Origin of the sequence: Pseudoduganella aquatica, assembly GCF_020865585.1 — a bacterium.
In the GTDB taxonomy this organism is placed as follows: Bacteria; Pseudomonadota; Gammaproteobacteria; order Burkholderiales; family Burkholderiaceae_D; genus Rugamonas; species Rugamonas aquatica_A.
The window spans coordinates 3414447-3439864 of record NZ_CP086370.1 but is presented as its reverse complement, the minus strand read 5'-3'; the positions used below and the strand labels follow the sequence as shown (position 1 = coordinate 3439864).

At 62.7% G+C, this 25418-nt stretch carries 23 protein-coding genes and 1 tRNA gene; 9 read left to right on the top strand and 15 right to left on the bottom strand.

The window, feature by feature from the left end; genetic code table 11:
* Nucleotides 1-26: 26 nt before the first annotated feature.
* The 4 genes from KT882_RS15370 to KT882_RS15355 are packed head-to-tail and all read right to left on the bottom strand — an operon-like array spanning nt 27 to nt 5514.
* Complete coding sequence (locus tag KT882_RS15370; protein ID WP_228892407.1) at nt 27-473, bottom strand: hypothetical protein; 447 nt, start codon at nt 471-473, stop codon at nt 27-29.
* Complete coding sequence (locus tag KT882_RS15365; protein WP_228892406.1) at nt 454-2511, bottom strand: hypothetical protein; 2058 nt, start codon at nt 2509-2511, stop codon at nt 454-456. The genes KT882_RS15370 and KT882_RS15365 overlap by 20 nt, the downstream gene beginning before the upstream one ends.
* Nucleotides 2508-4229, bottom strand: coding sequence for a site-specific integrase (locus KT882_RS15360; protein WP_228892405.1), 1722 nt, complete (start codon nt 4227-4229; stop codon nt 2508-2510). Before KT882_RS15360 ends, KT882_RS15365 begins: the two co-directional genes overlap by 4 nt.
* The gene (locus KT882_RS15355) at nt 4222-5514 is read right to left on the bottom strand and encodes a site-specific integrase (protein WP_228892404.1); all 1293 of its coding nucleotides are present in this window, start codon (nt 5512-5514) and stop codon (nt 4222-4224) included. Before KT882_RS15355 ends, KT882_RS15360 begins: the two co-directional genes overlap by 8 nt.
* On the opposite strand from KT882_RS15355, the gene KT882_RS15350 reads away from it, so the two are divergent.
* Nucleotides 5436-5993: an SOS response-associated peptidase family protein gene (locus tag KT882_RS15350; protein WP_321170246.1), complete on the top strand. Its 558-nt coding sequence runs from the start codon at nt 5436-5438 to the stop codon at nt 5991-5993. The genes KT882_RS15355 and KT882_RS15350 overlap by 79 nt on opposite strands.
* 166 nt (nt 5994-6159) lie before the next feature.
* Here the strand turns inward: KT882_RS15350 and KT882_RS15345 are convergent.
* The 4 genes from KT882_RS15345 to KT882_RS15330 form a co-directional block, all read right to left on the bottom strand.
* Nucleotides 6160-6234: transfer RNA gene (locus tag KT882_RS15345), tRNA-Val, on the bottom strand.
* A gap of 60 nt (nt 6235-6294) precedes the next feature.
* Nucleotides 6295-7008: a DNA polymerase III subunit epsilon gene (gene dnaQ, locus KT882_RS15340; protein ID WP_161074788.1), complete on the bottom strand. Its 714-nt coding sequence runs from the start codon at nt 7006-7008 to the stop codon at nt 6295-6297.
* Between the two features lie 78 nt (nt 7009-7086).
* Complete coding sequence (gene rnhA, locus KT882_RS15335) at nt 7087-7524, bottom strand: ribonuclease HI (protein ID WP_161074789.1); 438 nt, start codon at nt 7522-7524, stop codon at nt 7087-7089.
* Nucleotides 7517-8305 carry a class I SAM-dependent methyltransferase gene (locus KT882_RS15330; RefSeq protein ID WP_161074790.1) on the bottom strand — a complete coding sequence of 263 codons (789 nt, stop codon included), beginning with the start codon at nt 8303-8305 and terminating at the stop codon, nt 7517-7519. The genes rnhA and KT882_RS15330 overlap by 8 nt, the downstream gene beginning before the upstream one ends.
* Nucleotides 8306-8319: 14 nt before the next feature.
* Between KT882_RS15330 and gloB the strand changes: the two genes are divergently transcribed.
* Nucleotides 8320-9111: a hydroxyacylglutathione hydrolase gene (gloB, locus tag KT882_RS15325; RefSeq protein WP_161074791.1), complete on the top strand. Its 792-nt coding sequence runs from the start codon at nt 8320-8322 to the stop codon at nt 9109-9111.
* A 10-nt stretch (nt 9112-9121) separates the two neighbouring features.
* Nucleotides 9122-9772 carry a 2-hydroxychromene-2-carboxylate isomerase gene (locus KT882_RS15320; RefSeq protein ID WP_228892402.1) on the top strand — a complete coding sequence of 217 codons (651 nt, stop codon included), beginning with the start codon at nt 9122-9124 and terminating at the stop codon, nt 9770-9772.
* A 123-nt stretch (nt 9773-9895) separates the two neighbouring features.
* Here KT882_RS15320 and aceB read toward each other — a convergent pair whose 3' ends face one another.
* Nucleotides 9896-11494 carry a malate synthase A gene (aceB, locus tag KT882_RS15315; RefSeq protein ID WP_228892401.1) on the bottom strand — a complete coding sequence of 533 codons (1599 nt, stop codon included), beginning with the start codon at nt 11492-11494 and terminating at the stop codon, nt 9896-9898.
* Nucleotides 11495-11656: 162 nt separating this feature from the next.
* On the opposite strand from aceB, the gene KT882_RS15310 reads away from it, so the two are divergent.
* A complete protein-coding gene (locus tag KT882_RS15310) occupies nt 11657-12583 on the top strand; it encodes a LysR family transcriptional regulator (protein WP_161074794.1) in 927 nt (308 codons plus the stop codon).
* A gap of 79 nt (nt 12584-12662) precedes the next feature.
* On the opposite strand, the gene KT882_RS15305 is transcribed toward KT882_RS15310, so the two are convergent.
* The 3 genes from KT882_RS15305 to upp form a co-directional block, all read right to left on the bottom strand.
* On the bottom strand, nt 12663-12866 hold the full coding sequence (locus KT882_RS15305) for a cold-shock protein (RefSeq protein ID WP_008448165.1): 204 nt from the start codon (nt 12864-12866) through the stop codon (nt 12663-12665).
* Between the two features lie 288 nt (nt 12867-13154).
* Nucleotides 13155-13517, bottom strand: a complete 363-nt coding sequence (locus tag KT882_RS15300) for an Hpt domain-containing protein (RefSeq protein WP_161074795.1) — start codon at nt 13515-13517, stop codon at nt 13155-13157.
* A 17-nt stretch (nt 13518-13534) separates the two neighbouring features.
* Complete coding sequence (upp, locus tag KT882_RS15295) at nt 13535-14185, bottom strand: uracil phosphoribosyltransferase (RefSeq protein ID WP_228896522.1); 651 nt, start codon at nt 14183-14185, stop codon at nt 13535-13537.
* A gap of 275 nt (nt 14186-14460) precedes the next feature.
* Here upp and KT882_RS15290 point away from each other — a divergent pair, with 275 nt between their 5' ends.
* The 3 genes from KT882_RS15290 to KT882_RS15280 all read left to right on the top strand — a co-directional run bounded on the left by KT882_RS15290 (nt 14461) and on the right by KT882_RS15280 (nt 18468).
* A complete protein-coding gene (locus tag KT882_RS15290; protein WP_228896521.1) occupies nt 14461-16212 on the top strand; it encodes a putative bifunctional diguanylate cyclase/phosphodiesterase in 1752 nt (583 codons plus the stop codon).
* Entirely contained in the window at nt 16209-17705 is a 1497-nt protein-coding gene (locus KT882_RS15285; RefSeq protein ID WP_228896519.1) for an HDOD domain-containing protein, read from the top strand. The genes KT882_RS15290 and KT882_RS15285 overlap by 4 nt, the downstream gene beginning before the upstream one ends.
* A gap of 124 nt (nt 17706-17829) precedes the next feature.
* A complete protein-coding gene (locus KT882_RS15280) occupies nt 17830-18468 on the top strand; it encodes a PEP-CTERM sorting domain-containing protein (RefSeq protein WP_228896517.1) in 639 nt (212 codons plus the stop codon).
* Here the strand turns inward: KT882_RS15280 and KT882_RS15275 are convergent.
* On the bottom strand, nt 18465-19637 hold the full coding sequence (locus tag KT882_RS15275; RefSeq protein ID WP_161074799.1) for an MFS transporter: 1173 nt from the start codon (nt 19635-19637) through the stop codon (nt 18465-18467). The two genes, KT882_RS15280 and KT882_RS15275, sit on opposite strands and share 4 nt — an antisense overlap.
* Nucleotides 19638-19694: 57 nt before the next feature.
* Nucleotides 19695-20798 carry a chorismate synthase gene (gene aroC / locus KT882_RS15270; RefSeq protein WP_161074800.1) on the bottom strand — a complete coding sequence of 368 codons (1104 nt, stop codon included), beginning with the start codon at nt 20796-20798 and terminating at the stop codon, nt 19695-19697.
* A 250-nt stretch (nt 20799-21048) separates the two neighbouring features.
* On the opposite strand from aroC, the gene KT882_RS15265 reads away from it, so the two are divergent.
* The gene (locus KT882_RS15265; protein ID WP_161074801.1) at nt 21049-23310 is read left to right on the top strand and encodes a GGDEF/EAL domain-containing response regulator; all 2262 of its coding nucleotides are present in this window, start codon (nt 21049-21051) and stop codon (nt 23308-23310) included.
* A 165-nt stretch (nt 23311-23475) separates the two neighbouring features.
* Here the strand turns inward: KT882_RS15265 and KT882_RS15260 are convergent, their stop codons facing one another.
* Nucleotides 23476-23931, bottom strand: a complete 456-nt coding sequence (locus KT882_RS15260; RefSeq protein ID WP_161074802.1) for a CBS domain-containing protein — start codon at nt 23929-23931, stop codon at nt 23476-23478.
* 175 nt (nt 23932-24106) lie between these two features.
* Here KT882_RS15260 and KT882_RS15255 point away from each other — a divergent pair, with 175 nt between their 5' ends.
* Nucleotides 24107-25417 (top strand): O-acetylhomoserine aminocarboxypropyltransferase, encoded by a 1311-nt coding sequence (locus tag KT882_RS15255; protein ID WP_228896514.1) that lies wholly within the window; start codon nt 24107-24109, stop codon nt 25415-25417.
* Nucleotide 25418: the final 1 nt, after the last annotated feature.

Below are 25418 nucleotides of genomic sequence, written 5' to 3'. Positions count from 1 at the left end.
CGGGTCAAAGCTTGGCCAGCACAAAGTTAGGGGCTATGCGGTTGCATTTGATGGACATTCGTGGCGGGGAGCTTCTCCTCAAGCTCTGCGACGCGATCGGACAGTTCGAGAATCTTCGCATTCGCTTCGTTGAGCAGACTGGTAACCTCATCTCGTTGTTGCGAGATTTCATCGATTCGATCCCGAAGATTTCGGTTGCGCGTGCGTTGCGCCTGTAGCGTCTGACGCGGGGACAGCGGCAGATCACCTAAATGCTCCGAGACATGACGTTGAATGTCGGCGATCAGGGATGGGAACCGCGACTTCTTTAATGCGCTCGGGTCCGAGCCCGCTTCCTTTGCGACATTGTTCTGGCTGACCACCGTCCCTTTCGGCAAACGCTCGGGCTTATTCTCTTTTAGGCGCTCGAACGCCGCGCGATAGGCCGTTTCAGCGGATGACCGGGGGGATGGATCAATCGGATTCGATGACATGTAGATAGTTCCTTACGCTTCGTTTCTGGGCCTCGAGTGAAGCCTTCAGTGGACTATCCGGCGGCGCGTTTGCCAGCCGCTCGCCGAGCTGCAGGTCGAGTGCCTTTACCTGACGGCCTTTATCCCGGTCGTACAGAACCTCAGGGCAAGGCTTCACGTCACCTGCGGCGTCGCCGCCGCCGCAGTGCGCGACGGAATCGATACCGCCATAGGAACACGGCGCGCGGTTCGTGCAGACCCCTAGTAGGATCTCGCGGCAGGCGACACGGCCTTCCTTAGCCAGCTTGGTCAGCTTCTTCATGTCGCCCGGTGCTATGAACCGCACGATCTCTGCCTTTCGTTTGTCACCGTGCGGGCTGACGAACCTGTCGGTCGTCAGTCGCACGAATTCCCTGCCGAGCATCTCGTAGAGGGTACGGATGTACAGCGTCTGCGCATCCTCCTCGAACCTGACCCGTGAATAGCCTCGGCCGTAGTAAAGACTCATCGCCCGCGAGGCGTGTTTAAGCTGGTACTGCAGGGATGCATCCGACACGAGGCCTGACGCCTGCATATTTACTGCGCCGGTGCGCCTCAACTGATGCCATGCCAGCGGCCAGACCTTGCCTATTGCGAATTTGTCGGCATCAAGGGTCGGCGTCACGAGACGCGCGAGGTCAAGATCCTGCCGGGTGATGCGCAATTGTTCCGGGTCGAACAATTTAGGGTACGCCGCCAGCACCGTCTGGTATGAGGGATGGGCACGGCGGATGTGATAGTCTCCCTCCCGCCCCACCTTCCAGGGCTCAAACACGTAGGATTGCAGATATGGATGGCTGATATCTTTAGGCGTGACCGGCACTAGGGGATTGGACTGGGCGCAAGTCATGCGCAGGGCGGCAATCGAGGCCATGGCGTCGATTGCCGCCTGGACTGAAGGCGACGTGATCCAGATCGCCTCGTCGTCGTGCATCGTTTTAGTCGTTGCGCCACGGACCGTGTAGATCGGGCCGAATCTCGCATCGTCCTCGACGTGCAGGCAATCCGATCGCAGGTTCCAGCCTTCCTCGATACGCATCAGTGAGAAGTTCATCAGATAGGCTAGTCCAGCTCGGCTGACCAAGAGAAGGTATCCGGAAAAGGAATCGATACCGATCGATGCAAAACCCTCCTTGCGGCCTCGCGGTCCGACCCAGCGTTCGAGCAGCGCGTCGATCCCGAACTTCTCCGCAGTCAAGACGAACGGACCGAGGTAGCGCTTGCCGCTTCTCGCGCCGGTCACCTTGGGCGGCGACTGGAAAGGATTGGTCGCAGACGACCCGGTCTCGGTCAGCGCGGCGGCAAGTGATCCGTAGTTGGTGGCATAGGCGTCCAAGCAATACCCGAAGCAGGCTTCCACTTGCTCACGGTGCGCAAGAAAATCGTCGAGACATTCGCGCAAGCGCGTTACCTGGTATTGCCAGATACGTGGCGGGATATACGGCGTCTGACGCGCTTGGTGCGCGGGAAGAGCTGCTTCCAGACGGGCCAAGCCCGCGCGGTCCAGCAACGTGAAGCCGAGATCGTCGCGCTGCTCATAGATCGTATGCAGCAGTTGCAGAATGCTGTCGGCTCCAGATGGCGCGATCACTTCCGGCAGCCGATCCGCCACGCGCGGGAAGCGCATCAAGTCGGACGCCAGTATGCCCGCTTTTGCACACTGAACGAATACGGCACGGATCTGATCGAAGCGCGAACGCAACGTGCCGACCGTGCGCACGCCATTTGGGCCCCATATCCACCAGCCCACGATCCGACGCAACAAGTTGGCATTGTCTGGATCGATGGGCGGGCAGTGCACGACGCATCCATCCCCGAAATTGAGCGTTCTCGCCTTGCCAGCCCACGGATCCAGCCGCCAGACTGAATCACCCCAGCGGCTGATGACGCGACCAGCGGCATCGACAATGACAGGCCAGTCGCTTGCTGGCGGCCAGGTCGGTGGCCGGTAATTCGGCGCATTGGGCGTAACGATTGGCGATGCGATCGCCAATCCCAAGCGCAATGGATCGACACTCATGTCCGTATCTCCGTGAGCCGGATATAACCGTCCCAGGCGGGATGATAGTCACCTTCGGCGATGCGCGCGCGAGCCTCGCCGACCCATAATCGCCTCACGTCGCTACTGCCCTCGAAAAGCGCCAGCTTCGCGGTCAGCCGATCAACAGCAAGTTCGGCGGGATGCGGCGGCACGGGTGCCTTGCCCCCTCGCGCTGGATGATCGCGAGCCAATTCAAGTGACTTGAGGTGGCGGAAACTCGCCAGCGACCAGACGTGATCCTCGCTATCGATATCGCGCTGGTGCGCGCAGAACAGGCATCCCGCCGGGCTGACGCAATCTGGCGACGCGGCCTGCGCCGGTATGTTGGGCAGCGCTTCCGGTGTCGGTTCGACACAACGTCCCGGTCCTGGTGGTGTGATATTCGGATCGGTGCGCTGATGGAATCGGGTGATCTCTACCATCGCGATCTGCGGATGCGGTTCGGCGTAGTCGCGTAACAGGGTCCGCTCGGCATGCTGCGCCATCTCGGAGGTCAACGCCGGGTCCTGCGACTCGCGCAACAGCCAGTTGATCCGTATCTTTCGCAACGCTCGCGGCGGAATGAAGGCCATACCGAGCTTGCCACATATGGCGCGCATTGCGGAAAAGCGCAGCGGAGTGTCTGCCGTACCTTCACGCCGCACGAAAGGAAACAGCAGTCCGTCTGGGTCATCCGGAAACATGGCCGACCGCCATGCCAGGTAGCGTTCGAAAAAAGCCCGGTATTCGTGGTAGATATCGAACTCAACTTCACCTTGGCGACGCTGCTTGTAGCGTCGTACTTGGTAGCCGTCGAAGTGACTCGTATAGTGGAAATGCCCTATGCGCATCGTATGCGCTTGTGCCAAGCTCATGCCGGTCTGAGCAATGAACAGCAGCAGTTCGGCTTCGATCCGAAGGTTGACCAGAGGGGTGCGCATGCGCGGCGATGGGTCGCAGGCCCACGCCGTGCGCGCCGACTCGGAAATCGGTGGGCGACAATGCTGCGACGACGCTGCGTCAACGGGCTCTTCGGTATCGGGATGCGGCACGTACGACCAATATTCGATCACCTGCTTGCTTCGAAAGGCGATGCGGAGCGGCAGCGGGCCATGTATCGCGGCTACCGTCAAGGCATCGCAGATATCCACTAGGCCATACCCGAATACGAATGACTGCGCCAGATCCTGCTTGTCTGTCTTGGCCGCGTAAGACTGGCGGTCATCATGCGCCTTGCGAATGCGCGTATCGACCAAGATGCTCACATGCCGGTCCAGGACCTTGTCTAACACATGCGCGACAGACTTGGCCATCTGATAGACACCGCGCTGACGCAAGTCGCGCACGACGTGCTGGCGATGCAGCAGGTGATCACTCCAGAGGATAAATGCCCGCGTCACAGACTCAAGGCGAACCGATTCGCCGATATCATCGACCCAGGCAAAGAAGCGGCGTAGACAATGAATGTGCCCCTTCGCAGTACTCTTGGTCCAGCCGGCGGCCAGCGCGCCGGAAATCTCGGCGTGAACTCGCCGTACCAGTTCGAACCGTTCGGATAGCGGCGAGCCCAGGCGTCCGTCGGCGATCCATTGGTCAACATGAGCGGCATTGGCGCCTGCTCCACCTCGGTAGAGCAGGCAGCGCAAATCGCACGGCGCCTCCCTGGTACCGCGTGGAACAATGCGGACTGTCAGATCCGGCAGGTCGACATCAGACATGGTCTCTCCTGGACGTTCTCGATGGATTCACGACGCCGGTAAACGCAGCCATGAATGCACTGGCAGCCGCTTCCTTCGCGGACGATTTCTGAATGAACTTAATGTAGCGGAAGGTCGTCGCTTCGTCACGGTGCAATAGAGCGTCCTTCACGATGGCCACGGCATTGATCGCGCCGCCGGCGGCAATCGCCAGGCGCGCCAGTTCGGTGGCAAAGGTGCAGCGTGACTGATGCACGTGGAACCGGCGCAATACTGCAAGTCCGCTCGCGACACCGGACCGGCGTATGGCGGACATCTCGACATTGACAGCGGTCGACTGGTCGGAACCGCGCCTGCCATAGCCGTTGCCAAACCGTGTCAGAAACAGCAACGATCGGTCCTCAGGGGCTGCCTTCGCTTCTCGCAGTAGGCGGCGTACCGATCCGGTATACGCAAGCAAGTCTTCCAGCAGCGGCTGCGGGAGCCAGACGTGGCCCGTGACGCCGAACTTGGTGTGGACGGGTGGAGAGGCACCGGGTCCGACGGCGAGTCGGTACAGGCCAGGCGCGGCCGGATCTGGCACGGCCTGCTCGATTGTTTGCACTTTCAAGTCACATATCGTGCCGAGACGCATGCCCGTAAAGAAACCGAGTGACAAAATGCGGAACATCTCTGGGGTGGCTTGATCGCGGGCGAACGCGAGAATGGCGTCGCGGTCGGACGCCGATACGGGAAGCAATCCATCTTCTAGGCGCTCACCCGGACGGGCGCGATTAGGAATGGCCAAGTCGGTGGTCAACCGCATGAGGGTCCGCTCGAATCCGACAGCATCGAAATACTTGATGTAGACGATCTTGTCCCGCCAAAGAGGCGATGCCGGAGAAAACAGATCTCGCATCTGCACCCATCGATAGAATTGGATGACGTGGCGCATGCGTTGGCTCACGGTCGAGGGGCTGAGCTTGCCGGCGTCGCGCGCCTCGATAAGAGCACCGCGATACAGGACCAGACAGCGCTCGTCCTTGCGGCTTGGAAATGTGAACCATTGCAGATCCCGCGATTCAAGGAAAGTCGCGTAGTCGGTCAACGCACGTAGATTAGACTCAACTGTTTCTAAGGCGGTGCCTTTACGATTCGCTCGTTCGACCGCCCAGAGATTGGCTTCACGCCATGGCTTGCAATCGGCCCAGAATATTTGCGGCAACGTGGAGATGACGCGCGCATTGCATGCCGGTGCGTAGACGACCTTGCCGTCGACAACTTCGCAACGGTGTGGGACGAAACGGATGTGTTCGAGCTTGGCCATGGCCATCTCCCGCAAGGAATGTCCATAGTACAGCCGTTCCGGTGTGCGCGTCCTCGATATTAATCTTATCGTTACCCATGACAGCTTTCTATGAACCCTGCTATGAGAGTGGAAAGGCAAGCAGGTGGGGCATCGGCATGGCAGACCAGTCGATGTTTGCCGTCGGCGGTTTGTGGCGTGAGTGGGATGGGACCGACGGGCCGGAATGGTCGTTCACCCAGCTCACGATCAACGCGGACGACCATCCGCTGATGCAGCGCTTCCACAAGCCCGGAGACGAAAAGCGCGCGCTGGTCATCGTCCCGCAGAATGAGTGGGACGACTGGCTGCAGGCCTCCGAGCCGGAATATGCGCGTAGCTTCTTGCGCCATTATCCGGCCGAGGCTATGACGTCATGGGAATGCCCGGTGCCGTCACGGGCGAAGAAGGCGGACACGCCACCCGAGGCATCCGACGGCAACCTGGCTTTCGATTTCTAGGTCCAAGCGTACCGATAAAAGCGCGCGGCGCTCGACAAGCCGTCTGCCCTAGTCTGTGAGGACAAGAAGGCAGGGTAAATTACACCAGAAAATTACACAGGCGAAAAAAAGCCGACTTCGCAATGAGTCGGCATTTTTATAACTGCATGATTTCGCAGTGATATTCTGGTGGGAAGTGCAAGTTTCGAACTTGCGACCCCTGCAGTGTGAATGCAGTGCTCTACCCCTGAGCTAACCTCCCGTTGAGTGCGAGCATTATAGCGCACCGATTACATTTGTAAAAGGGCCCGCTCGAAAATTCTTACGCAGCCGGCAGGGCAAGCGCCGCGCGCCAGATGCAGCTGCCTTTCACCGCCTTGTCCAGGCCGTTGAGCGTGTCCTCGTGCGCGGCCAGTTCGTCGTCGCTGGCGGGCAGCACGATGATGTCGGCCAGCGGCACCGGCTCCAGCAGCACGCCGCCCACTTGCACTTCCTCTTCCACGTCCATGCCCAGGCTGTTCTGGCCGCGCGTCATGGACAGGTAGACGTCCGCCAGCAGCTCAGCATCCAGTAGCGCGCCGTGCAGCTTGCGGTGGGCGTTGGAGATGCCGAAGAAGTCGCACAGCGCGTCCAGCGAGTTGCGCTTGCCTGGACGCATTTCCTTGGCCACCGCCAGCGTGTCGATCACGCCGCTGATGTGGCCCTCGAGCGGCGGCATGTTCAGCAGCCGGTATTCGTGGTTCAGGAAGCCCATGTCGAAGGGCGCGTTGTGGATCACCAGCTCGGCGCCCTGGATATAGTCGTGGAAGCGCTGCGCAATCTCGCGGAATTTGGGCTTGTCGCTCAGGAACTCGGTGGTCAGGCCGTGCACGTTCAGCGCGCCCTCTTCCGAATCCCGCTCCGGGTTGATGTAGACGTGGAAGTTATTCCCGGTCAGCATGCGGTTGACCAGCTCGACGCAGCCGATTTCAATAACGCGGTTGCCCAGTTTGGGGTTGATGCCGGTGGTTTCAGTATCGAGTACGATTTGACGCATGGATTTCTTCAGGAAAGACTAAGAGCAAGCCGGGCAGTATAGCAAAGCCCGGCCACAGGGGCCGGGTTTGCCCGCCCCTTATTTGCGGACCGAGTCCACGCCCTTGTTGGCCAGCTGGTCGGCCCGCTCGTTGCCCGGATGGCCGTTGTGGCCGCGCACCCAGCGCCAGTCCACCTTGTGCACGGACTGCGCCTGGTCCAGCGCCTGCCACAGGTCGGCGTTCTTGACCGGTTCCTTGGCCGAGGTCATCCAGTTGCGCTTTTTCCAGCCGTGTATCCACTCGCTGATACCTTTTTGCACGTACTGGCTGTCGGTGTGCAGCACCACGTCGCAGGGGCGCTTGAGCGCGTTCAGCGATTCGATCACGGCGCGCAATTCCATGCGGTTATTGGTCGTATTCAGTTCGCCGCCAAACATTTCCTTCTCGGCGCCGTCGGCGCGCAGCCACGCCCCCCAGCCACCTGTGCCGGGATTGCCCTTGCATGCGCCGTCGGTAAAAATCTCAACCTTATCCATCCTGCTGTTCCCGCCTTTTGTTCGTTGCCGGCACGCCCGCCGGGGCGGTGGCCGTTTTTTTGGTCCATGCCGGACCGATCAGGTGCATGCCTTTAACGCGCTTGACCGCCTGCACCATGTACACCGCGCCCAGATACGGCCACGAGCGCGACCCCACCTTGTCCATGAAGGCGTAGCGCTGCAGCCATTTTTCGGTGCGGCAAGCGGGCGCGTAGCAGCCAAAATGGCTTTGCGTGGCGCCCAGATTCAATAATTTTAACCAGTCTTTCAGGCGCAGCATAGAGATGAATTCGCCATCGCGCGGCAGGAAATGGTTGCCGGTGATGCGCGCCGTCACTTGCCGCAAGCCCCACAAGCTGGCAGGATTGAAGCCGCAGATGATGAGCTGGCCTTCCGGCCGCAGCACCCGCTCCACTTCGCGCAGCACCTGGTGCGGTTCGGCGGCGAACTCCAGCACGTGCGGCAGCACCACCAGGTCCAGGCTTTGCGAGGCGAACGGCAGCTCGGCGTAGTCCAGCGTGACGGCCACCTGGCGCAGCTCGCTGCCGTCGGCCATGCGCAGCGGACGCGGGCGGGTATCGGCCAGCCATTTGCGCGGCATGCGGTTGGCGGCCAAGGCGTCGATTTGCGGCAGGCCGATCTGCACGGCGTTGAAGCCGAAGATGTCTGCCGTGAGCTCATCAAGGCGCGCCTGCTCCCAGGCGCGCACGTAGGCGCCCGGCGGCGTTTGCAGCCAGCCGTCCAGCGCTATAATGGATTTTTCGGATGCCGCGCTATCCATGCCGCTCTTTCCCTATGACTACTGCCCGCAAGCTTGCCGTCCTCACCGTTCCCGCCTTCAATGACAATTATCTGTGGTTAATCCATGACGGCGTCCACGCCGCCGTGGTGGACCCCGGCGATGCGCAACCCATCCTGGCCGCACTCAAGGCGCACGGACTGGCGCTTACCGCCATTCTACTCACCCATCACCATGCTGACCACACGGGCGGCGTCCCCGCATTATTGCAGCATTACGCCGTGCCCGTGTTCGGGCCGCGCAATGACGGCATCGCCGCTGTGACCCAGCCGCTGGCCGAGGGCGACACGGTGGCTGTGCCGGGGCTGGATTTGCAGCTGTCCGTGCTGGAAGTGCCGGGGCACACGCTGGGCCACATCGCCTATGTACGCTCCGGCGACGAGCCCTGGCTGTTCTGCGGCGACACCTTGTTCGCGGGCGGCTGCGGCCGCCTGTTCGAGGGCACGCCGGCGCAGATGGTGGACTCGCTGAACAAGCTGGCCGCCCTGCCCGCAGCCACCAAGGTGTTTTGCGCGCATGAATACACTTTGTCGAACCTGCGCTTTGCCAGCGCGGTGGAGCCGGGCAACACGGCGCTGCAGGCGCGCGTGGAGGCGGACACGGCCAAGCGCGAGCAAGGCGTGCCCACCGTGCCCAGCACCGTGGGCATGGAGCGCGAAACCAATCCCTTCCTGCGGTATGCCGAGCCGCAGATTGCAGCTCAACTGGTGGCGGCGGGGAAATTGCAAGGCGGCGAAGCGCCGGTGGCCGTGTTCGCGGCTCTGCGGCAGTGGAAAAACTCTTTCTAAGCGAGGCAGGATGAAGCACGTCACATGCTATTTCGACCCCATCAGCCCGTTCGCGTGGCTGGCCACCAAGGAAATCGGCCGCATTGAAGCGGCGGGATGCACGGTGGAGTTCGTGCCGGTGCTATTTGCGGCCATGCTCAATGCGCACGGGCAGAAAGGCCCGGCCGAGATTCCGGCCAAGCGCGTACACACCTTCCGCGATGTGATGCGGCTGGCGGCGGCCAAGGGCTTGCCTTTCGTGGGGCCGCCGGGGCATCCCTTCAATCCGTTGCCGGCCTTGCGCATCAGTACCGCGATTGGCGATGCGGCGGCGCGCAAGCGTTTTGTGCTGGCCATGTATGCGGCCTGCTGGGAGCGCGGGGCCGATGTGTCGGATATGGCGGTGCTGGCCGGGCTGGCCGACGGGTGCGGCCTGGATGGGGACGCGCTGGCGCAGGCTGCGGTGTCGCCGGAGGTGAAGCAGGCGCTGGCGGCTGCGACTGAACAGGCGATTGCGGCGGGCGTGTTTGGCGTGCCGACGTTTGCGTTTGAGGGGGAGTTTTTCTGGGGTGCGGACCGGATTGAGTCGCTGCTGTGGCGCCTGGCGGGCAACCATATTGACGAAGTTGCGCTGCAGGCGTTTTTGGATAGGCCGGCGCTGGCGCAGCGCAGGGCTGCTTGACGCTAGCAGCCTGCATTGGCGGGTTACGCTGCGCTAACCCGCCCCCCGCAATTGCACGATGCACGATGCACGAATGATGCGTAGGGCGGGTTAGCGGTGGAGCCGCGTAACCCGCCAGCTCGCTTAGATTTCTTCGTACAGCGGCAAGGTCAGGAACTCTGCAAACGCGGTGGACGTCGACATCTCTTCAAAGATCTCGGCGGCGCGCTCGTAGTTCATACTGCTGCCGTCCGGCGCGGAGGCCTTCACCTTCGGCAGTTCCTCGGTAATCATCGCGCGCACCATCTCGGCGGTCACTTTGCGGCCGTCTTCCAGCGTGCCCTTGGACGAACGGATCCATTGCCACACTTGCGAACGGCTGATCTCGGCGGTGGCCGCATCTTCCATCAGGTTGTGGATAGGCACGCAGCCATTGCCGCCCAGCCAGCTGCCCAGGTAGTGGATGCCCACGTTGATGTTGTAGCGCAGGCCCGCTTCGGTGATCGGCGCTTCCGGCTGGAAGTTCAACAGGTCGGCGGCAGTCACTTCCACGTCGGGACGCAGCTTGCTAATCTGGTTCGGCGCGTCGCCCAGCACTTTCTTGAACTCGCCCATGGCCAGGTCCACCAGGCCAGGGTGCGCCACCCAGCCGCCGTCGTAGCCGTCGGTCGCGTCGCGCGCCTTGTCATTGCGCACGCCGCCCATGGCCACGTCGTTCTTTTCCGGATCGTTCTTGATCGGGATCAACGCGGCCATGCCGCCAATGGCCGGCGCGTTGCGCTTGTGGCAGGTCTTCAGCAGCAGCAGCGCGTAGGAGCGCATGAACGGCGCCGTCATGGTCACTTTGGCGCGGTCCGCCAGGCAGAAGTCCTTGTCCAGCTTGAATTTCTTGATGCAGGAGAAGATGTAGTCCCAGCGGCCGGCGTTCAGGCCCGAGCTGTGCTCGCGCAGTTCGTACAGGATCTCGTCCATTTCAAACGCGGCCAGGATGGTTTCGATCAGCACCGTGGCCTTGATGGTGCCTTGCGGCAGGCCCAGTTCGTTCTGCGTCATCACGAAGATGTCGTTCCACAGGCGCGCTTCCAGGTGCGATTCCATCTTCGGCAGGTAGAAGTACGGACCGGCGCCGCGCGCCAGCTGCTCCTTGGCGTTGTGGATCATGAACAGCGCGAAATCGAAAATGCCGCCCGAGATGCGCTTGCCGTCCACCAGCACGTGCTTTTCATCCAGGTGCCAGCCGCGCGGACGCACCACCAAGGTGGCGGTCTTGTCGTTCAGCTTGTACGATTTGCCGTTCTGCTCCAGCGAGATGGTCTTGCGCACCGCGTCCATCATATTGACCTGGCCGCTGATCTGGTTGTCCCAGTTCGGCGTGTTCGAGTCTTCGAAGTCGGTCATATAGCTGTCGGCGCCGGAGTTCAGCGCGTTGATGACCATCTTGCGCTCCACCGGCCCGGTGATTTCCACGCGGCGACATTCCAGCGCTTTCGGAATCGGCGCAATGGTCCAGTCGCCGGCGCGGATGTGCGCGGTTTCCTTCAGGAAGTCCGGACGCTCGCCTTCATCCAGGCGCTTGGCACGCGCCACGCGGATCGCCAGCAGTTCCTGGCGGCGCGGCTCGAACTCGCGCGACAGCTTGGCCACCAGGGCCAGCGCAGCGGGAGTCAGTACGGTTTCGTAGCCGGGCTTGATGGCGCCGGTAATGTCCATGCCTGCTGGCAGAGTGAGGGTGGCTTGCGTCATGAGATCTCCGATGGTGGTAGGTGTGAATGCCTCAGTATAGGCGCTAGGCGTCTTGCTGTTTTTTCCAGTATATTCACTAAATAGTTATGCAAACAAGACTAAAAATCACTTCATCTATGCGTTTTTTGCACAAGTGAAGAAAAAACAGGGGTGTACACATCGATGGGACAATTCAGGCAGATCTCCACTTTTGTGGACGTGGTGGCCAAGGGCAGCTTGTCGGCCGCAGCGCGCGCGGAAGGCATAGCGCCCGCCGTTATTGGGCGCAGGCTGGATGCGCTGGAACAAAGGCTGGGTGTAAAACTGCTGCAGCGCACCACCCGCAAGCTGGCGCTGACCAATGAAGGCGCAGCGTTTCTGGAGGACTGCCAGCGCATCCTCACCGAGCTGGAAGACGCCGAAGCGGCGGTGGCGGAACGCAGCGCGCGCGCAACAGGTCACTTGCTGGTGTCCGCGCCGGCCGGGTTTGGGCGGCAGCACGTGGCGCCGCTGCTGCCCTCTTTCCTGTCCGAACACCGCGACGTGCGCGCCACGCTGAACCTGAACGACCGGGTGGTGGACATTATCGGCGAAGGGGTGGATGTGGCGATCCGCATCGCCTCGCTGTCTGATTCCAGCCTGGTGGGAGTGAAGCTGGCCGACAACCAGCGCGTGCTGGTGGCAACGCCTACCTATCTGAAGCGGCACGGCACGCCGCGCTCGCTGGACGACCTTAACAAGCACAACTGCCTCGCCATCAGCAGCGACGGTTCGCAGCGCGGCTGGACGTTCCGGCACGAGGGCAAGATCGTTACGCTGAAAGTGAGCGGAAATATGGGCTGCAACGACGGCGCGGTGCTGCACGACTGGGTGCTGGCCGGCAGAGGGCTGGCGTGGCGTTCGATGTGGGAGGTGGGCGGCGATATCGAGGCCGGACGGCTGCGCACCGTGCTTGACGAGTATGCGGCGCCGGGGAATGATATTTATGCGGTGTTCGCGCAGCGCAACCATCTGCCGCTGCGGATCAGGGCCTTCGTGGACTTCCTGCGCCGTACCTACGCGCAGCCGGGTTACTGGCGCAACGGCAGGGGTCTGACCCCAGGGGTCTGACCCCAGAAGCCACCAAACGTACAGACGAAAAAAAATCCTCGGAAACCGAGGATTTCTTCATCTCGTAAGATTCAGCGTATTACAGTGGCTGAATGTTCGAAGCTTGCTTGCCTTTAGGGCCGGCGGTTACTTCAAACGAAACGCGCTGGTTCTCTTGCAGCGATTTGAAGCCAGCCGATTGGATAGCCGAGAAGTGAGCGAACAGATCTTCGCCGCCTTCGTCAGGGGTAATGAAGCCAAAACCCTTCGAATCATTGAACCATTTTACGATACCAGTTGCCATTACAATTCCTATTTCAGTTAAGTTGGGCTTGCGCCCGTGATATCGTTTGAAGCAAGTAAGAAATGACAGACAAACTGCACTACTCTTGAATCTAACGATCCCGCATTATACCGAATAAAACGAAAAAATCTCGTTTTCACGAAAATAAATGCAAGGATGTGACTTCGGTGGTGTAGCCATCTAGCCAGATCTCCCCGAGCACAAATTCGCGCGGCATAAGTGTCACTATAGACAAGATCCGGAGATCGCGCTTGAGGAAAATCAAACGAGCGCGAAGAAACTTCGGTTTCAGGCCTCGAAAACCGGCGCTTTAGGATCCCGCGCCGCCCAGGCCAGGTAGCGCTCGACTTGCGCCGCCAGCGCCGCCCAGCCGGTCAGCTCGTCAGGACGTTTCCCCAACAACGGCAAGAGCTCCTGCTCCAAGCGGCGCGCTTCGGCGCCAAACGCGGCGTAGCCGAATGTCGCCGCCGAGCCCGCTACGCCGTGCAGCAAAGCGTGCAGTTTTTCCAGCGCGGCGGCATCCGCGTCGGCGTTGCGGCAAAGAGACAAGGCAGCATTAATCGCTTGCAGCGTGGCGGGTATGCCCGCCGCGTACTTGTCGCCCAGCGCGGCCAGCCGCGCACGGAAGTTCGGATCCACCAGGGTCGCCACGCTCTGCCCTCTTCTTCTTACTTGGTGCCGAAGATGCGGTCGCCCGCATCGCCCAGGCCGGGCACGATGTAGGCGTGCTCGTTCAGGTGGCTGTCCAGCGAGGCGCAGTAGATCTTCACGCCGGGATGGGCCTTCTGGAACACTTCAACGCCTTCGGGCGCGGCCACCAGGGCCAGGAAGATAATCTGCTCGTCCGACACGCCGCGCTTTTTCAGCACGTCCACCGCGTGCACGGCGGAATTGCCGGTGGCAACCATCGGGTCGCACAGGATGAAAGTACGCTCGACCAGGTCCGGCAGGCGCACCAGGTATTCCACAGGCTGGTGGGTGTCCGGATCGCGGAACACGCCGATGTGGCCGACGCGGGCCGATGGAACCAGGCTCAGCAGGCCATCGCTCATGCCGATGCCGGCGCGCAGGATGGGGACAATGGCCAGCTTGCGGCCGGCGATAACGGGCGCGTCGATGGTCATCAGCGGGGTTTCGATCTCGCGGGTGCCCAGCGGCAGGTCGCGGGTGATCTCATAGCCCATCAGCAGGGTGATCTCTTTCAGCAGCTCGCGGAAGGTGCGGGTTGAGGTCGCCTTGTCGCGCATATGGCTCAGCTTGTGCTGGATCAGCGGATGGTCGGTGATGAACAAATTGGGGAAGCGCGGGTCTTGTTTCATGGGGTGCTCATATCTAATCAGTTATAGGCCGCATTATCCCAGCCATCCGGCCCCGGTGGAAAGCTTTTGGACAAAATATTCCAGGCCCCGCCGGATACCCGTTTTTGCGGCAACTTTGCCCATCTGCTACTCTGTAAAAGGGCTTTTTCGAGCCGCCCCAGGGCTTTTTTGCAAAACATGCATAGATGTTGTCATTTTTCATGTTTTTCGCACGCCAACAGTGATACATTTCGTTTTGGTTTTGCAACAATAGTTCTGAAAGATAGACTGACACAATGCTATCCAGTGCCCCATCATTGCCCCTGCGCGCCAGCCACAACGAGATGGACAGCCTCATAGAGGAGGCTGGCGATGTCGTTTTCCGGCTCAATTTGCAAGGCGTAGTGCTCTTTGCCAGCAAACGCGCGCAAACGCTGGCGGGCCTGGAACTGGATGGCAAGCCCCTGGCCAACGTCACCAGCGAGACGGACCTGCCGGCGCTGAAGGCGGCGCTGACGGAACTGGTTCAGTCGGCCACGGCAGGGTGCGTGGAAGTGCGCCTGAAGGGCGAACAAAACGAAGTCTGGTTCGAGCTGCGCCTGTCCGTGTACGGCCAGGGCGGCGCCGCGCCGGGCATCCTGGTGGTGGGCCGCGACCTCACCGCCCAGCAAGCCACCGAAGAACGCCTGCGCCACATGGCCACCCATGACGCGCTGACCGAACTGCCCAACCGTTTGCTGCTGTCCGACCGCATCCGCATGACCATCGCCCAGGCGCGCCGTTCCGGCCAGGGCTTCTCGGTGGCGACGGTGGGCATAGACGGCTTCAAGAAAGTCAACGATGGCCTGGGCCACCCGGTGGGCGACGCGGTGCTGCGCATGGCAGCCGCGCGCCTGCGCAAGACCCTGCGCGACTCGGACACCCTGGCCCGCGTCGGCGGCGACGAGTTCGTGGCCGTGCTGCCCGGCACCGCCACCGAAGCCCAGATCAAGCTGGTCACGGGCCGCTTGCTGGCCACGCTGCAGGCGCCGTTTGAAATCGACAGCCACACCATCTACCTCGGCGCCTCGGTCGGCGTGTCGGTCTATCCGCAGCACGCCGAAGACGAAGTGCGGCTGGTGGCCCTGGCCGACGCCGCCATGTCGCGCGCCAAGGAAACCGGCAAGGCGCGCTGCGTGGTCTACAGCGCCCGCCTCAGCGGCCCGCCCGAGCACGACATTTCGCTGGAAGCGGCCATGTTCCAGGCCGTGCGCGAAGGCGAATTCATGCTGTACTACCAGCCCATCGTGGACGCCCGCACGCGCGAGATCGAAGGCTTTGAAACGCTGATGCGCTGGAAGCACCCTACCCTGGGCATGGTGCCGCCGGTGCGCTTTATTCCGATCGCTGAAACCAACGGCCTGATCAACCTGCTCGGCGCCTGGGCGCTGAAGGCGGCCTGCGTGCAGCTCAAGCAGTTCGAGGAGGTTGCCAAGCGGCCATTGTATATTTCTGTTAACATTAGCCCTCGGCAATTCCGCAACGACAAATTCCTCGACGTACTGGACGACGCAATGGCGTTCTCCGGCCTCCCAGGTGAGCAATTGGTACTAGAAATTACAGAAGGCACGCTGATGATCGATCCGGCCCACGCCGAAACGATCCTGACCCGGATGGCGGAGCGCAAGGCGCGCATCGCCATTGACGACTTTGGCACCGGCTACTCCTCGCTGGCCTACCTGAAGCGCTTCCCCATCTCCGTACTGAAAATCGACCGCGCCTTCATCCGCGACCTGCCCGGCTCGCAGAAGGATGGCGCCATCTGCAACGCCGTGCTGGACCTGGCCAAGCACCTGGACCTATCCGTGGTGGCCGAGGGCGTGGAAACCGAAGAGCAGCTGGCCCATTTGCAGGAGCGCGGCTGCCAGTACATCCAGGGCTACCTCACCGGCAAGCCGATGGCTGCCCACGTGGCCATGGCGGCCCTGCGCGAGCGCACTTACGCCAATCTCGTGCCGCAGGAGACGCGGCTGGATTCCAGGCCGGATCCGAGGCAGGTGCAGGCATGAACCAGGCGCAGACAGCCGACGGCGCCAAGACCCTGTCCCTGCTGTGGGACCGCACCCGCATGCAGGGCGACATGCCCGGCTTCGCCAAGGCGATTTCCGCCATCCTCGGCGCCATGCGCGGCGAGGACGAGAGCGATTTCAACATGACGCAGACGGTGCTGTCGGACCCGGTCCTGACGCAGAAGGTACTGCGCCTGGCCAACAGCGGCATGTATTCGGCCTTCGGCCAGCACGTCAACACCGTCAGCAAGGCGGTGCTGGTGCTGGGCACGGAGGCCATCGGCCACCTGGCGCTGGGCCTGAAGCTGATTGAAGAACTGTCCGCCACCTCGACCGACTCGGTGGCCGGCTCCTCCTGCGCACATATTGAAATGGAAAAGGCCGTGCTGGCCGGCATGGTGGCGCAGCAGGTGGCCACCAGCGCCAACAGCCGCCACGCGGAAGAAGCCGTGGTGTGCTCGCTGCTGCACACGCTGGGCCGCATGATGATCACCTTCTACATGCCCGAGCGCTGGAGCGAAATGCAGAAGCTGGCCGGCATCGACAAGGAGAACGACGCCGCCATGAAGGTGCTGGGCTTGAGCATGGAAGACGTGGGCAGCGCGGCAGCAGCCCACTGGGGCCTGCCGAAAAATCTGATCAGCGGCATGCGCAGCGTGGCGCCGCCCGAAGATGGCCAGGAAGTCAGCCACGCCGACTGGATCGCCGGCCTGTCCACCATGTCGGCCCGCTGCGCGGACGCGCTGTGGCACGACGACGAAGCCGGCGCGGAGGAAGTCAAGCGCATCACCGAAAGCTACTCCGGCATGCTGGGCGTGGACGCCGAAAAAATGAGCGCGGCCATAGAACGGGCCAAGGAAGTGGCGGCCAATGACTTGTCCATCGCGCCGCTGTCCAAGCCGGCCGAACGCCGCGCCAAGGCCCTGGCCAAGACGCGCCAGCGCGCCGCCGGCAACAACATCCTGCTCAGCGGCCTGGCCGATATGCGCGACCTGGTCGACTCGGCCAGCCCGGGGCAAATGGTCTCCATCGCGCTCGAGACGGTGTACAAGGGACTGGACTTCTCGCGCGCCGTCGCCTTTGTGCGCAACCACCGTGAGGGCCGCTACGCCGCCAAGATGTGCTTCGGTGAAGGCGTCAAGGACAAGCTGGGCGAAATGGTGTTCAACGAAGCCTATGAACCCAACGTCTTCCACGCCGCGCTCAATAGCGACCGCGTGATCTTCATTGAAAACGCGCGCGATCCTAAATTCGCCACCAAGCTGCCGGCCTGGTGGAAGTCCACCCTGTCCGAAGCGCGCAGCTTCGTCATCCTGCCGCTGCAATCGAACTCGCAGCCGGCCGGCTTTATCTACGGCGACTGGGACGAATCCTTCCCGCCCATCCAGCTCAGCCAGACCGAATTCAGCCTGCTCAACGACATGCGCGCCCTGGTCGTCAAGGCGGTGGAGCGCCGCTTGCACTTGGAGACGGTGGGCAACCGGGTCGCGTAAAGTGTCGAAAAACTTTACACGTTACAGAATAAAGATGCCCCATGACACAATTACTTGCCTATAAGTAACTGTATTTACGCAACTTTCTCGTCGGGCAGGCCTCCTGGCTTGCATCTTGCGTGTTATGCCGCACTGCATCGCGCACGCCACCCTGACCCCATCCTATCCACCACCGGGCGGCGTTACCTTTTCCGGCGCCGGCACCCAGGGCGCCACCGGCGGCCGCACCAACACCTACAGCGGCTTCAACACCAGCGCGTTCGGCCAACTGTATTGGGGCGCCAGCACGGCGTCCCTGCCAGGCGCTGCGCTGGACGGCTCGGTCGACCCGCTGACCTTCAGCAGCATCAACGGCACCACCGCCACCTGGACCGGCGTCACGAACTGGTACGACCAGCAAAATGGCGTCACCGGCACCGTGCAGATGCGCCTGTTGATCGACATCGGCGGCCTGGGCGCCACCCCATGGCTGCTCGCCAGCACCATTGCCGACATGAATGCGGCCACCGGCGCCGTGGTCAACGTCAGTTCGGCAGCCAGCTTCACCGCCAACCTGCAATTCCAGGCCAACACCGGTTCGGGCTTCCAGGCTATCAACAATATCAGCGTACTGCAGGGCAACACCCGCACCAGCTTCGGCGGCGCGTTCTACGCAACCCCGGCACAGACCAGCAACGTTCCTGAGCCTGGCTCGCTGGCCTTGGCCTCCCTGGGCCTGGGTGCGCTGGCCCTGATCCGCCGCCGCAAGGCAGCAGCAAACTAAGCGCCGCTGCTTCCGCTGGCGGCCTGGCCCTGCCTCTGCCAGCGGAACGACAGCCCCGCCGCAACGGCCGCGCATGCGGCCAGCGCGGCGGCCACGTAGTAGATCGATTCCGCCCCCAGCCTTTCCCAGCACTGCGACAAGCCCAGTCCGCCCAGCGTGCCGCCCACCCCATACGAAATGCTGATGTACAGCGCCTGTCCGCGCGCCTGCAGCGGCCCGGCGAACCAGCGCTGCATGGCCAGTACGGACGATGAATGGTGCAGCGCAAACGTGGCCGCGTGCAGCAGCTGGGCCAGCACCAGCAGCGCCAGCCAGTGCGCGCCGGTACCTATCATGATGAAGCGCACCACGGCCGCCGCGAACGCCAGCATCAGCATGCGCTGCGCGCCCCAGCGCTTGAGCAGCGGCGCCTGGAAATAAAACAGCAGCACCTCCGCCACCACACCCGTCGACCACATGGCCCCGATCACCGTCTTGCTGTAGCCGGCCCGCTCGAGGTAGAGCGAATAAAAGGTGTACAGCGACGTATGGGCGGACACCATCAGCGCGGTGGACGCGAAGAAGGCCAGCACCTCGCGCTGGCGCAGCACGGCCAGCAGCGCCGGGCGCGGCCCCGCGTGCTGCATGCGCGGCACCTCGCGCATGCGGAAAGCCGCCACTATCACGCACACCAGCAGCGCGCCCGCAGCCCAGGGCAAGGCGCGCGTGCCCCAGTAGTCCAAGGCGTAGGCGGTCAGCATGGTGGCGATGATGAAGCCGATGGAACCCCACAGGCGGATGCGGCCATAGTGCGTCAGGTCGCCGCGCATTTCGGACAGCATCAGGGCCTCGCAGATCGGGCCTTGCGCGCTGGTGAACAGGTTGAGCAGCACCATGGCCGCGAAGAAGTGCGCGAAGGTGGAGCCGATGAAGAAGCCGGAGAAGGCCGTGAGCGCCGCCAGGCCGGTCATGCGCAGCACCACCACGCGGCGCTCGGTGTGGTCGGCCACCCAGCCCCACAGGTTGGGGCCGAAGATGCGCAGCACCTGGATCAGCGACATCAGCACGCCGATCTGCGCCACCGTCAAGCCCTTGTCCGCGAAGAACAGGCTGGCGTAAGTGGAGAAAGTGCCCGCGTGGGCGTAGTAGAAAAACAGGAAGGAGCCGAAGCTGAAAAACTGTGTGGGCATATAGGGGACTGCAGACTGCTGGGGTCAGACCCATCGGGTCCGACCCCTGACCTTGCCTCAGATTCCGCGCGCGATATCCGGCGTGGCCACGCGCACGTCGCCGCACTGGGCGCGGTGCATCAGGGCGTGGTCCATCAGCACCAGCGCCAGCATGGCTTCGGCGATCGGCGTTGCACGTATGCCTACGCAGGGATCATGGCGGCCGAAGGTCTCCACCATGACGGGATTGCCTTCCTTGTCGATGGAGCGGCGCGGCGTGCGGATCGACGACGTGGGCTTGATGGCGATCGACACCGTGATGTCCTGCCCGGTCGAAATGCCGCCCAGCACACCGCCGGCGTTATTGCCGATGAAGCCTCCCGGCGTCAGCTCGTCGCCGTGCTCGGTGCCGCGCTGCGCCACCGACTTGAAGCCCGCGCCTATCTCCACGCCCTTCACGGCGTTAATGCCCATCATGGCGTAGGCGATGTCGGCGTCCAGCTTGTCGTAGATCGGCTGGCCCAGGCCCACGGGCACGTTCTGCGCCACCACGTCGATGCGCGCGCCGATGGAGTCGCCGTCCTTGCGCAGCGCATCCATCGCGTCCTCCATGCGGGCGATCAGCGCCGCGTCGCCGCTGGCGGCGAAGAAGGGATTGTTCGGCACATGCTCCCAGCCCTCGAACGGCACCGGAATGTCGCCCAGCTGGCTCATGCAGCCCTTGAACACCGTGCCGTACTGCTGCTGCAGCCATTTCTTGGCCACCGCCGCCGCGCCCACGATGGGCGCCGTCAGACGCGCCGACGAGCGGCCGCCGCCGCGCGGGTCGCGCACGCCGTACTTGTGCCAGTAGGTGTAGTCCGCATGGCCAGGGCGGAAGCTTTCGGTGATGTTGCCGTAGTCCTTGCTGCGCTGGTCCTCATTGCGGATCAGCAGCGCAATCGGAGTGCCGGTGGTCACGCCCTGGTACACGCCGGACAGGATCTCCACCCGGTCCGGTTCCTGGCGTTGGGTTACGTGGCGCGAGGTGCCGGGCTTGCGGCGGTCCAGCTCGGGCTGGATATCGGCTTCGCTCAGCGCCAGGCCCGGAGGGCAGCCGTCAATTACGCAACCGATCGCAATACCATGCGATTCGCCGAAAGTGCTTACAGAAAACAGCTTGCCAAAGGAGTTGCCGGACATAGGTAGAAGTATGAGTGGACTGAGGGAATCCTTCAATTCTACCAGTCCCCCGCCTTGCCCGTGGCAATCATGCCAAAACAGTACGTAAAAGTACTAAAACTTGCAATATATAAATCCAAATTTAACAATGCGCTTGCTATAACGATAAAATGTCGTTATTGGTACTAGGAAAGTACTGAAATGATCGTTCTCTTTAACAATTCGCTATATACTTGAACCAAGAACACCGAGATATCTGGAGAAGCGACACATGCCCGCACCGATCACGCCCCTTGACCAAAACAAGGACGATCAAGACGATCTGGTATTCTTAGAAGAACATCCGGCCGAGCCGGCGGCGCACCCCACCCGCGAGGTCTGGCGCGTGATGATTATCGACGACGACGAAGACGTCCACTCGACCACCACCTTCGCGCTCGGCAATCTGGACATGCAGCAGCGGCCGCTGGAATTCGTGCACGCCTACTCCGCCAGCCAGGCCCGCGAAATGCTCAAGCATGAGCAGGACATCGCCGTCATCCTGCTCGACGTGGTGATGGAACAGGACGACGCCGGCCTGCACCTGGTGCGCTACATCCGCGAAACGCTGAAACTGGCCGACGTGCGCATCATCCTGCGCACCGGCCAACCCGGCTACGCGCCGGAAATCGACGCCATCCGCGACTACGACATCAACGACTACAAGACCAAGTCCGAGCTGACCCGCATCAAGCTGTTCACCACCGTCACGGCGGCGATACGCTCCTACGAACAAATCCGCAAGATCAGCAACAGCCGGCGCGGCCTGGACCAGATCGTCCACGCCAGCACGGAGCTGATGTCGCTGCACGGCGTGCACAACTTCGCCGCCGGCGTGCTGGCGCAGATCGCCTCGCTGCTGCACCAGCCGGCGCACGGCGTGCTGTGCGTGCAGGAATGCCCGGACAGCGGCTGCCACGAACTGATGGCCATGGCCGCCGCCGGCAGTTTCTCCCACCTGGACGGCCTGCAGGTCACCAGCGCCAACGACCAGCGCGTCTCCGAGGCCATGGAACACACGCTGGACGAACGCCGCAACCACTACGGCAATGGCGCCATCACGCTGTACTTCGCGGGCAAGGCCAGCCGCGCCTTCGTGGCGTATTTGCTGGTGGACCGTCCCATCAGCGAGATCGAGGAGAGGCTGCTGGAAGTTTTTTGCAGCAACGTGGCCGTGGGCCTGGACAACGTGGAGCTGGTGTCGCACCTGCACAATGCGGCCTTCTACGACCAGCTCTCCAAGCTGCCCAACCGCACCCGCCTGGTCGAAATCCTGGACGCGGCGCTGGCCGGTCCGGCCAAGCAGGACGCCAGCCTGGCGCTGGTGGACCTGGACCATTTCGCCGAAACCAACGACGCCCTCGGCCACCAGTTCGGCGACTTGCTGCTGCTGGCCGTGGCAGACCGCCTGCAAACCAGCCTGGGCCAGCAGCTCACGGTGGCGCGCATCGGCGGCGACATCTTCTGCGTGCTGGGCGACGCCGCGCAAGTGAATCCGGCCATGATACTGGCGCTGTTCCAGGTGCCGTTCAGCATAGACGGCCAGGACGTGCAGCTGTCCGCCACGCTGGGCCTGGTGCGCCTGGGCGAGCATGACGGCACCGGCGCCGACGCGCTGAAAGACGCCGACATCGCCCTCAAGCGCGCAAAGACCCAGCAGCGCGCCGGCCACTTCTACTTCTCGCGCAGCATGGGCGTGGAGATCCGCGAGCGGGTGCGCATGATGCATGCGCTGCGCACCGGCTTCAGCCAGAACCAGCTGTTCGTGGTGTACCAGCCGCAGATCGACCTGGCCACGCGCCGCCCGGTCGGCGCCGAGGCGCTGCTGCGCTGGCAAACGCCGGACGGCAAGTTCATCTCGCCGGACCGCTTCATTCCGATTGCCGAGTATTCCGGCCTGATTATCGACCTGGGCGAGTGGGTCATGCGCACCGCCTGCCGCGAACTGGTGACGCTGCGCGCCGCCGGCCACGACAACTTCACCATGTCGATCAACGTATCGCAGGTGCAGTTCCGCCATCCCTACTTCCTCGAAATGCTGCGCCGCGCGCTGGCCGACACCGGCGCGCCGCCGGAGTTCGTGGAGCTGGAGATTACCGAGTCCATGGCGATGGAAGAACCGGACCTGCTGATCAAGATGCTGGGCCAGATCAAGCAGACCGGCGTCAGCATCGCGATAGACGATTTCGGCACCGGCTTCTCGTCGCTGTCTTATCTGCAGCGGTTGCAGATCGACCGGCTGAAGATAGACCGGGCCTTCGTCACCGAGATCACCGGCTCGGCGCGCGGCAGCAGCATCGCCGAGATGGTGATACAGCTGGGCCGCAACCTCGGCCTGGCGGTGATTGCGGAGGGCGTGGAAGACGAACGCCAGGCGCAGATCCTGCAAGCGCTGGGCTGCCCGCTCGCGCAAGGCTTCCTGTTCGCCCGCCCGATGACGGCGGACGCCCTCAACGGCTGGCTTAGCAACGACGCGCTGGAAGGCGTCGCGTAACGCTGGCGGGTTACGGCTACGCCTAACCCGCCCTACGCCTTCCCGCCAGCCAGCAAAGTACCCATTCACGTAGGGCGGGTTAGGCGGCACGCCGTAACCCGCCAAACCGCGGCGCAAACAAAAAAACGCTATCCGAAGATAGCGTTTTTTGTTTGCGGAGCCGGTTTAGTCCGCCGGCTGTTCTTCCTCGGCCGGCCAATCGCGGATGTAGGCTTTCAGCATGCGGTTCTCGAAGCTCTGCTGCTCCAGCACCGCGCGCGCCACGTCGTAAAACGAGATCACGCCCAGCAGGGTTTTCGCGTTCATCACCGGCAGATAGCGCGCGTGCTTCTCCAGCATGATGCGGCGCACTTCGTTCACTTCGGTATCCGGCGTCACGGTGATCGGGTGGTCCTCCATGTGCTTGCGCACCGTGCCGCCGCCCACCGAGCCCTTGTTCTCATGCAGCGCCTTGAGCACTTCGCGGAAGGTCAGCATGCCGACCAGATCGCCGAACTCCATCACCACCAGCGAACCGATATCCTTTTCCGCCATCGTCGTGGCGGCGTCGGCCAGCGGCTGATCAGGCGTGATGGTGTAGAGGATATTGCCTTTAACTTGCAGAATTTCGGAGACTTTCATTTTGGGCCGTCCTGTCCGTGTGAATGGGGTTTTGTAGTTATTGTAAGCCTTACTGCGAATGTAGCGTATGCCCGGCAAAAAATCCAGCATTGCGCAATATCAAATATTGCACGCTGTTGCTGCCAGCCGAATCGCGGTAGGATCTTGCCACGTCAATAACCATAACGAGACATTCATGAGCGGTCCCCACTACCCTGGCTTCGATACGCTTGCCTTGCACGCTGGCGCCGCGCCCGACCCGGCCACCGGCGCACGTGCAACCCCCATCCACTTCACCTCCTCCTTCGCCTTCCGCGACTCGGACCACGCCGCCGCCCTGTTCAATATGGAGCGCGCCGGCCATGTTTATTCGCGCATTTCCAATCCCACCAACGCCGTGCTGGAAGAGCGCATCGCCGCGCTGGAAGGCGGCGTGGCGGGCATCGCCACCGCCAGCGGGCAGGCCGCCATGCACCTCGGCCTGGCCACCATCGCCGGCGCCGGATCGCACATCGTCGCGTCGCGGGCGCTGTACGGCGGCTCGCACAACCTGCTGGGCTACACGCTGAAGCGCTTCGGCATCGCCACCACCTTTGTCGACCCGCGCGACATCGACGCCTGGCGCGCCGCCATCCGCCCCGAGACCAAGGTGCTGTTCGCCGAAACGCTGGGCAATCCGGGCCTGGACGTGCTGAACGTGCCCGCCGTGGCCGCGCTGGCGCACGAGCACCATCTGCCGCTGATGGTGGACTCCACTTTCACCACGCCGTATTTGCTCAAGCCCTTCGACCACGGCGCCGACCTGGTGTTCCACTCCGCCACCAAGTTCCTGTGCGGGCACGGCACCGCCATCGGCGGCCTGCTGGTGGACGGCGGCACATTCGACTGGCAGGCCGCCTACGACCAGACCGGCCGCTTTGCCGAACTGTGCGAGCCGTATGACGGCTTCCACGGCATGGTGTTCGCCGAAGAGTCCACCGTGGCGCCGTTTGCGCTGCGCGCGCGGCGCGAGGGCCTGCGCGACTTCGGCGCCGTCATGAGTCCGCACAACGCCTTCGCCGTGCTGCAGGGCATAGAGACGCTGGGCCTGCGCATGGAGCGCCACGTCGCCAACACGCGCAAGGTGGTGGAATTCCTGCTGGCGCATCCGGCGGTGGAATCGGTGTCCTATCCCGAGCTGGAATCGCATCCGGACTACGAGCTGGCCAAGACCCTGCTGCCCAAAGGCTGCGGCGCCGTGTTCACCTTCACCATCAAGGGCGACCGCGCCGCCGGCCGCCGCTTTGCCGACCGCCTGGCCGTGTTCTCGCACCTGGCCAATGTGGGCGACGCCAAGTCGCTGGTGATACATCCGGCGTCCACCACGCACTTCCGCGTGCCTGCCGAGCAGTTGGCTGCATCCGGCATTGCCGAAGGCACCATGCGCCTCTCCGTCGGCCTGGAGGACGCGGACGACCTGATCGAAGACCTGGCGCGCGGCCTCAAGCTGTCGCAGAAAGGAGGCTGAG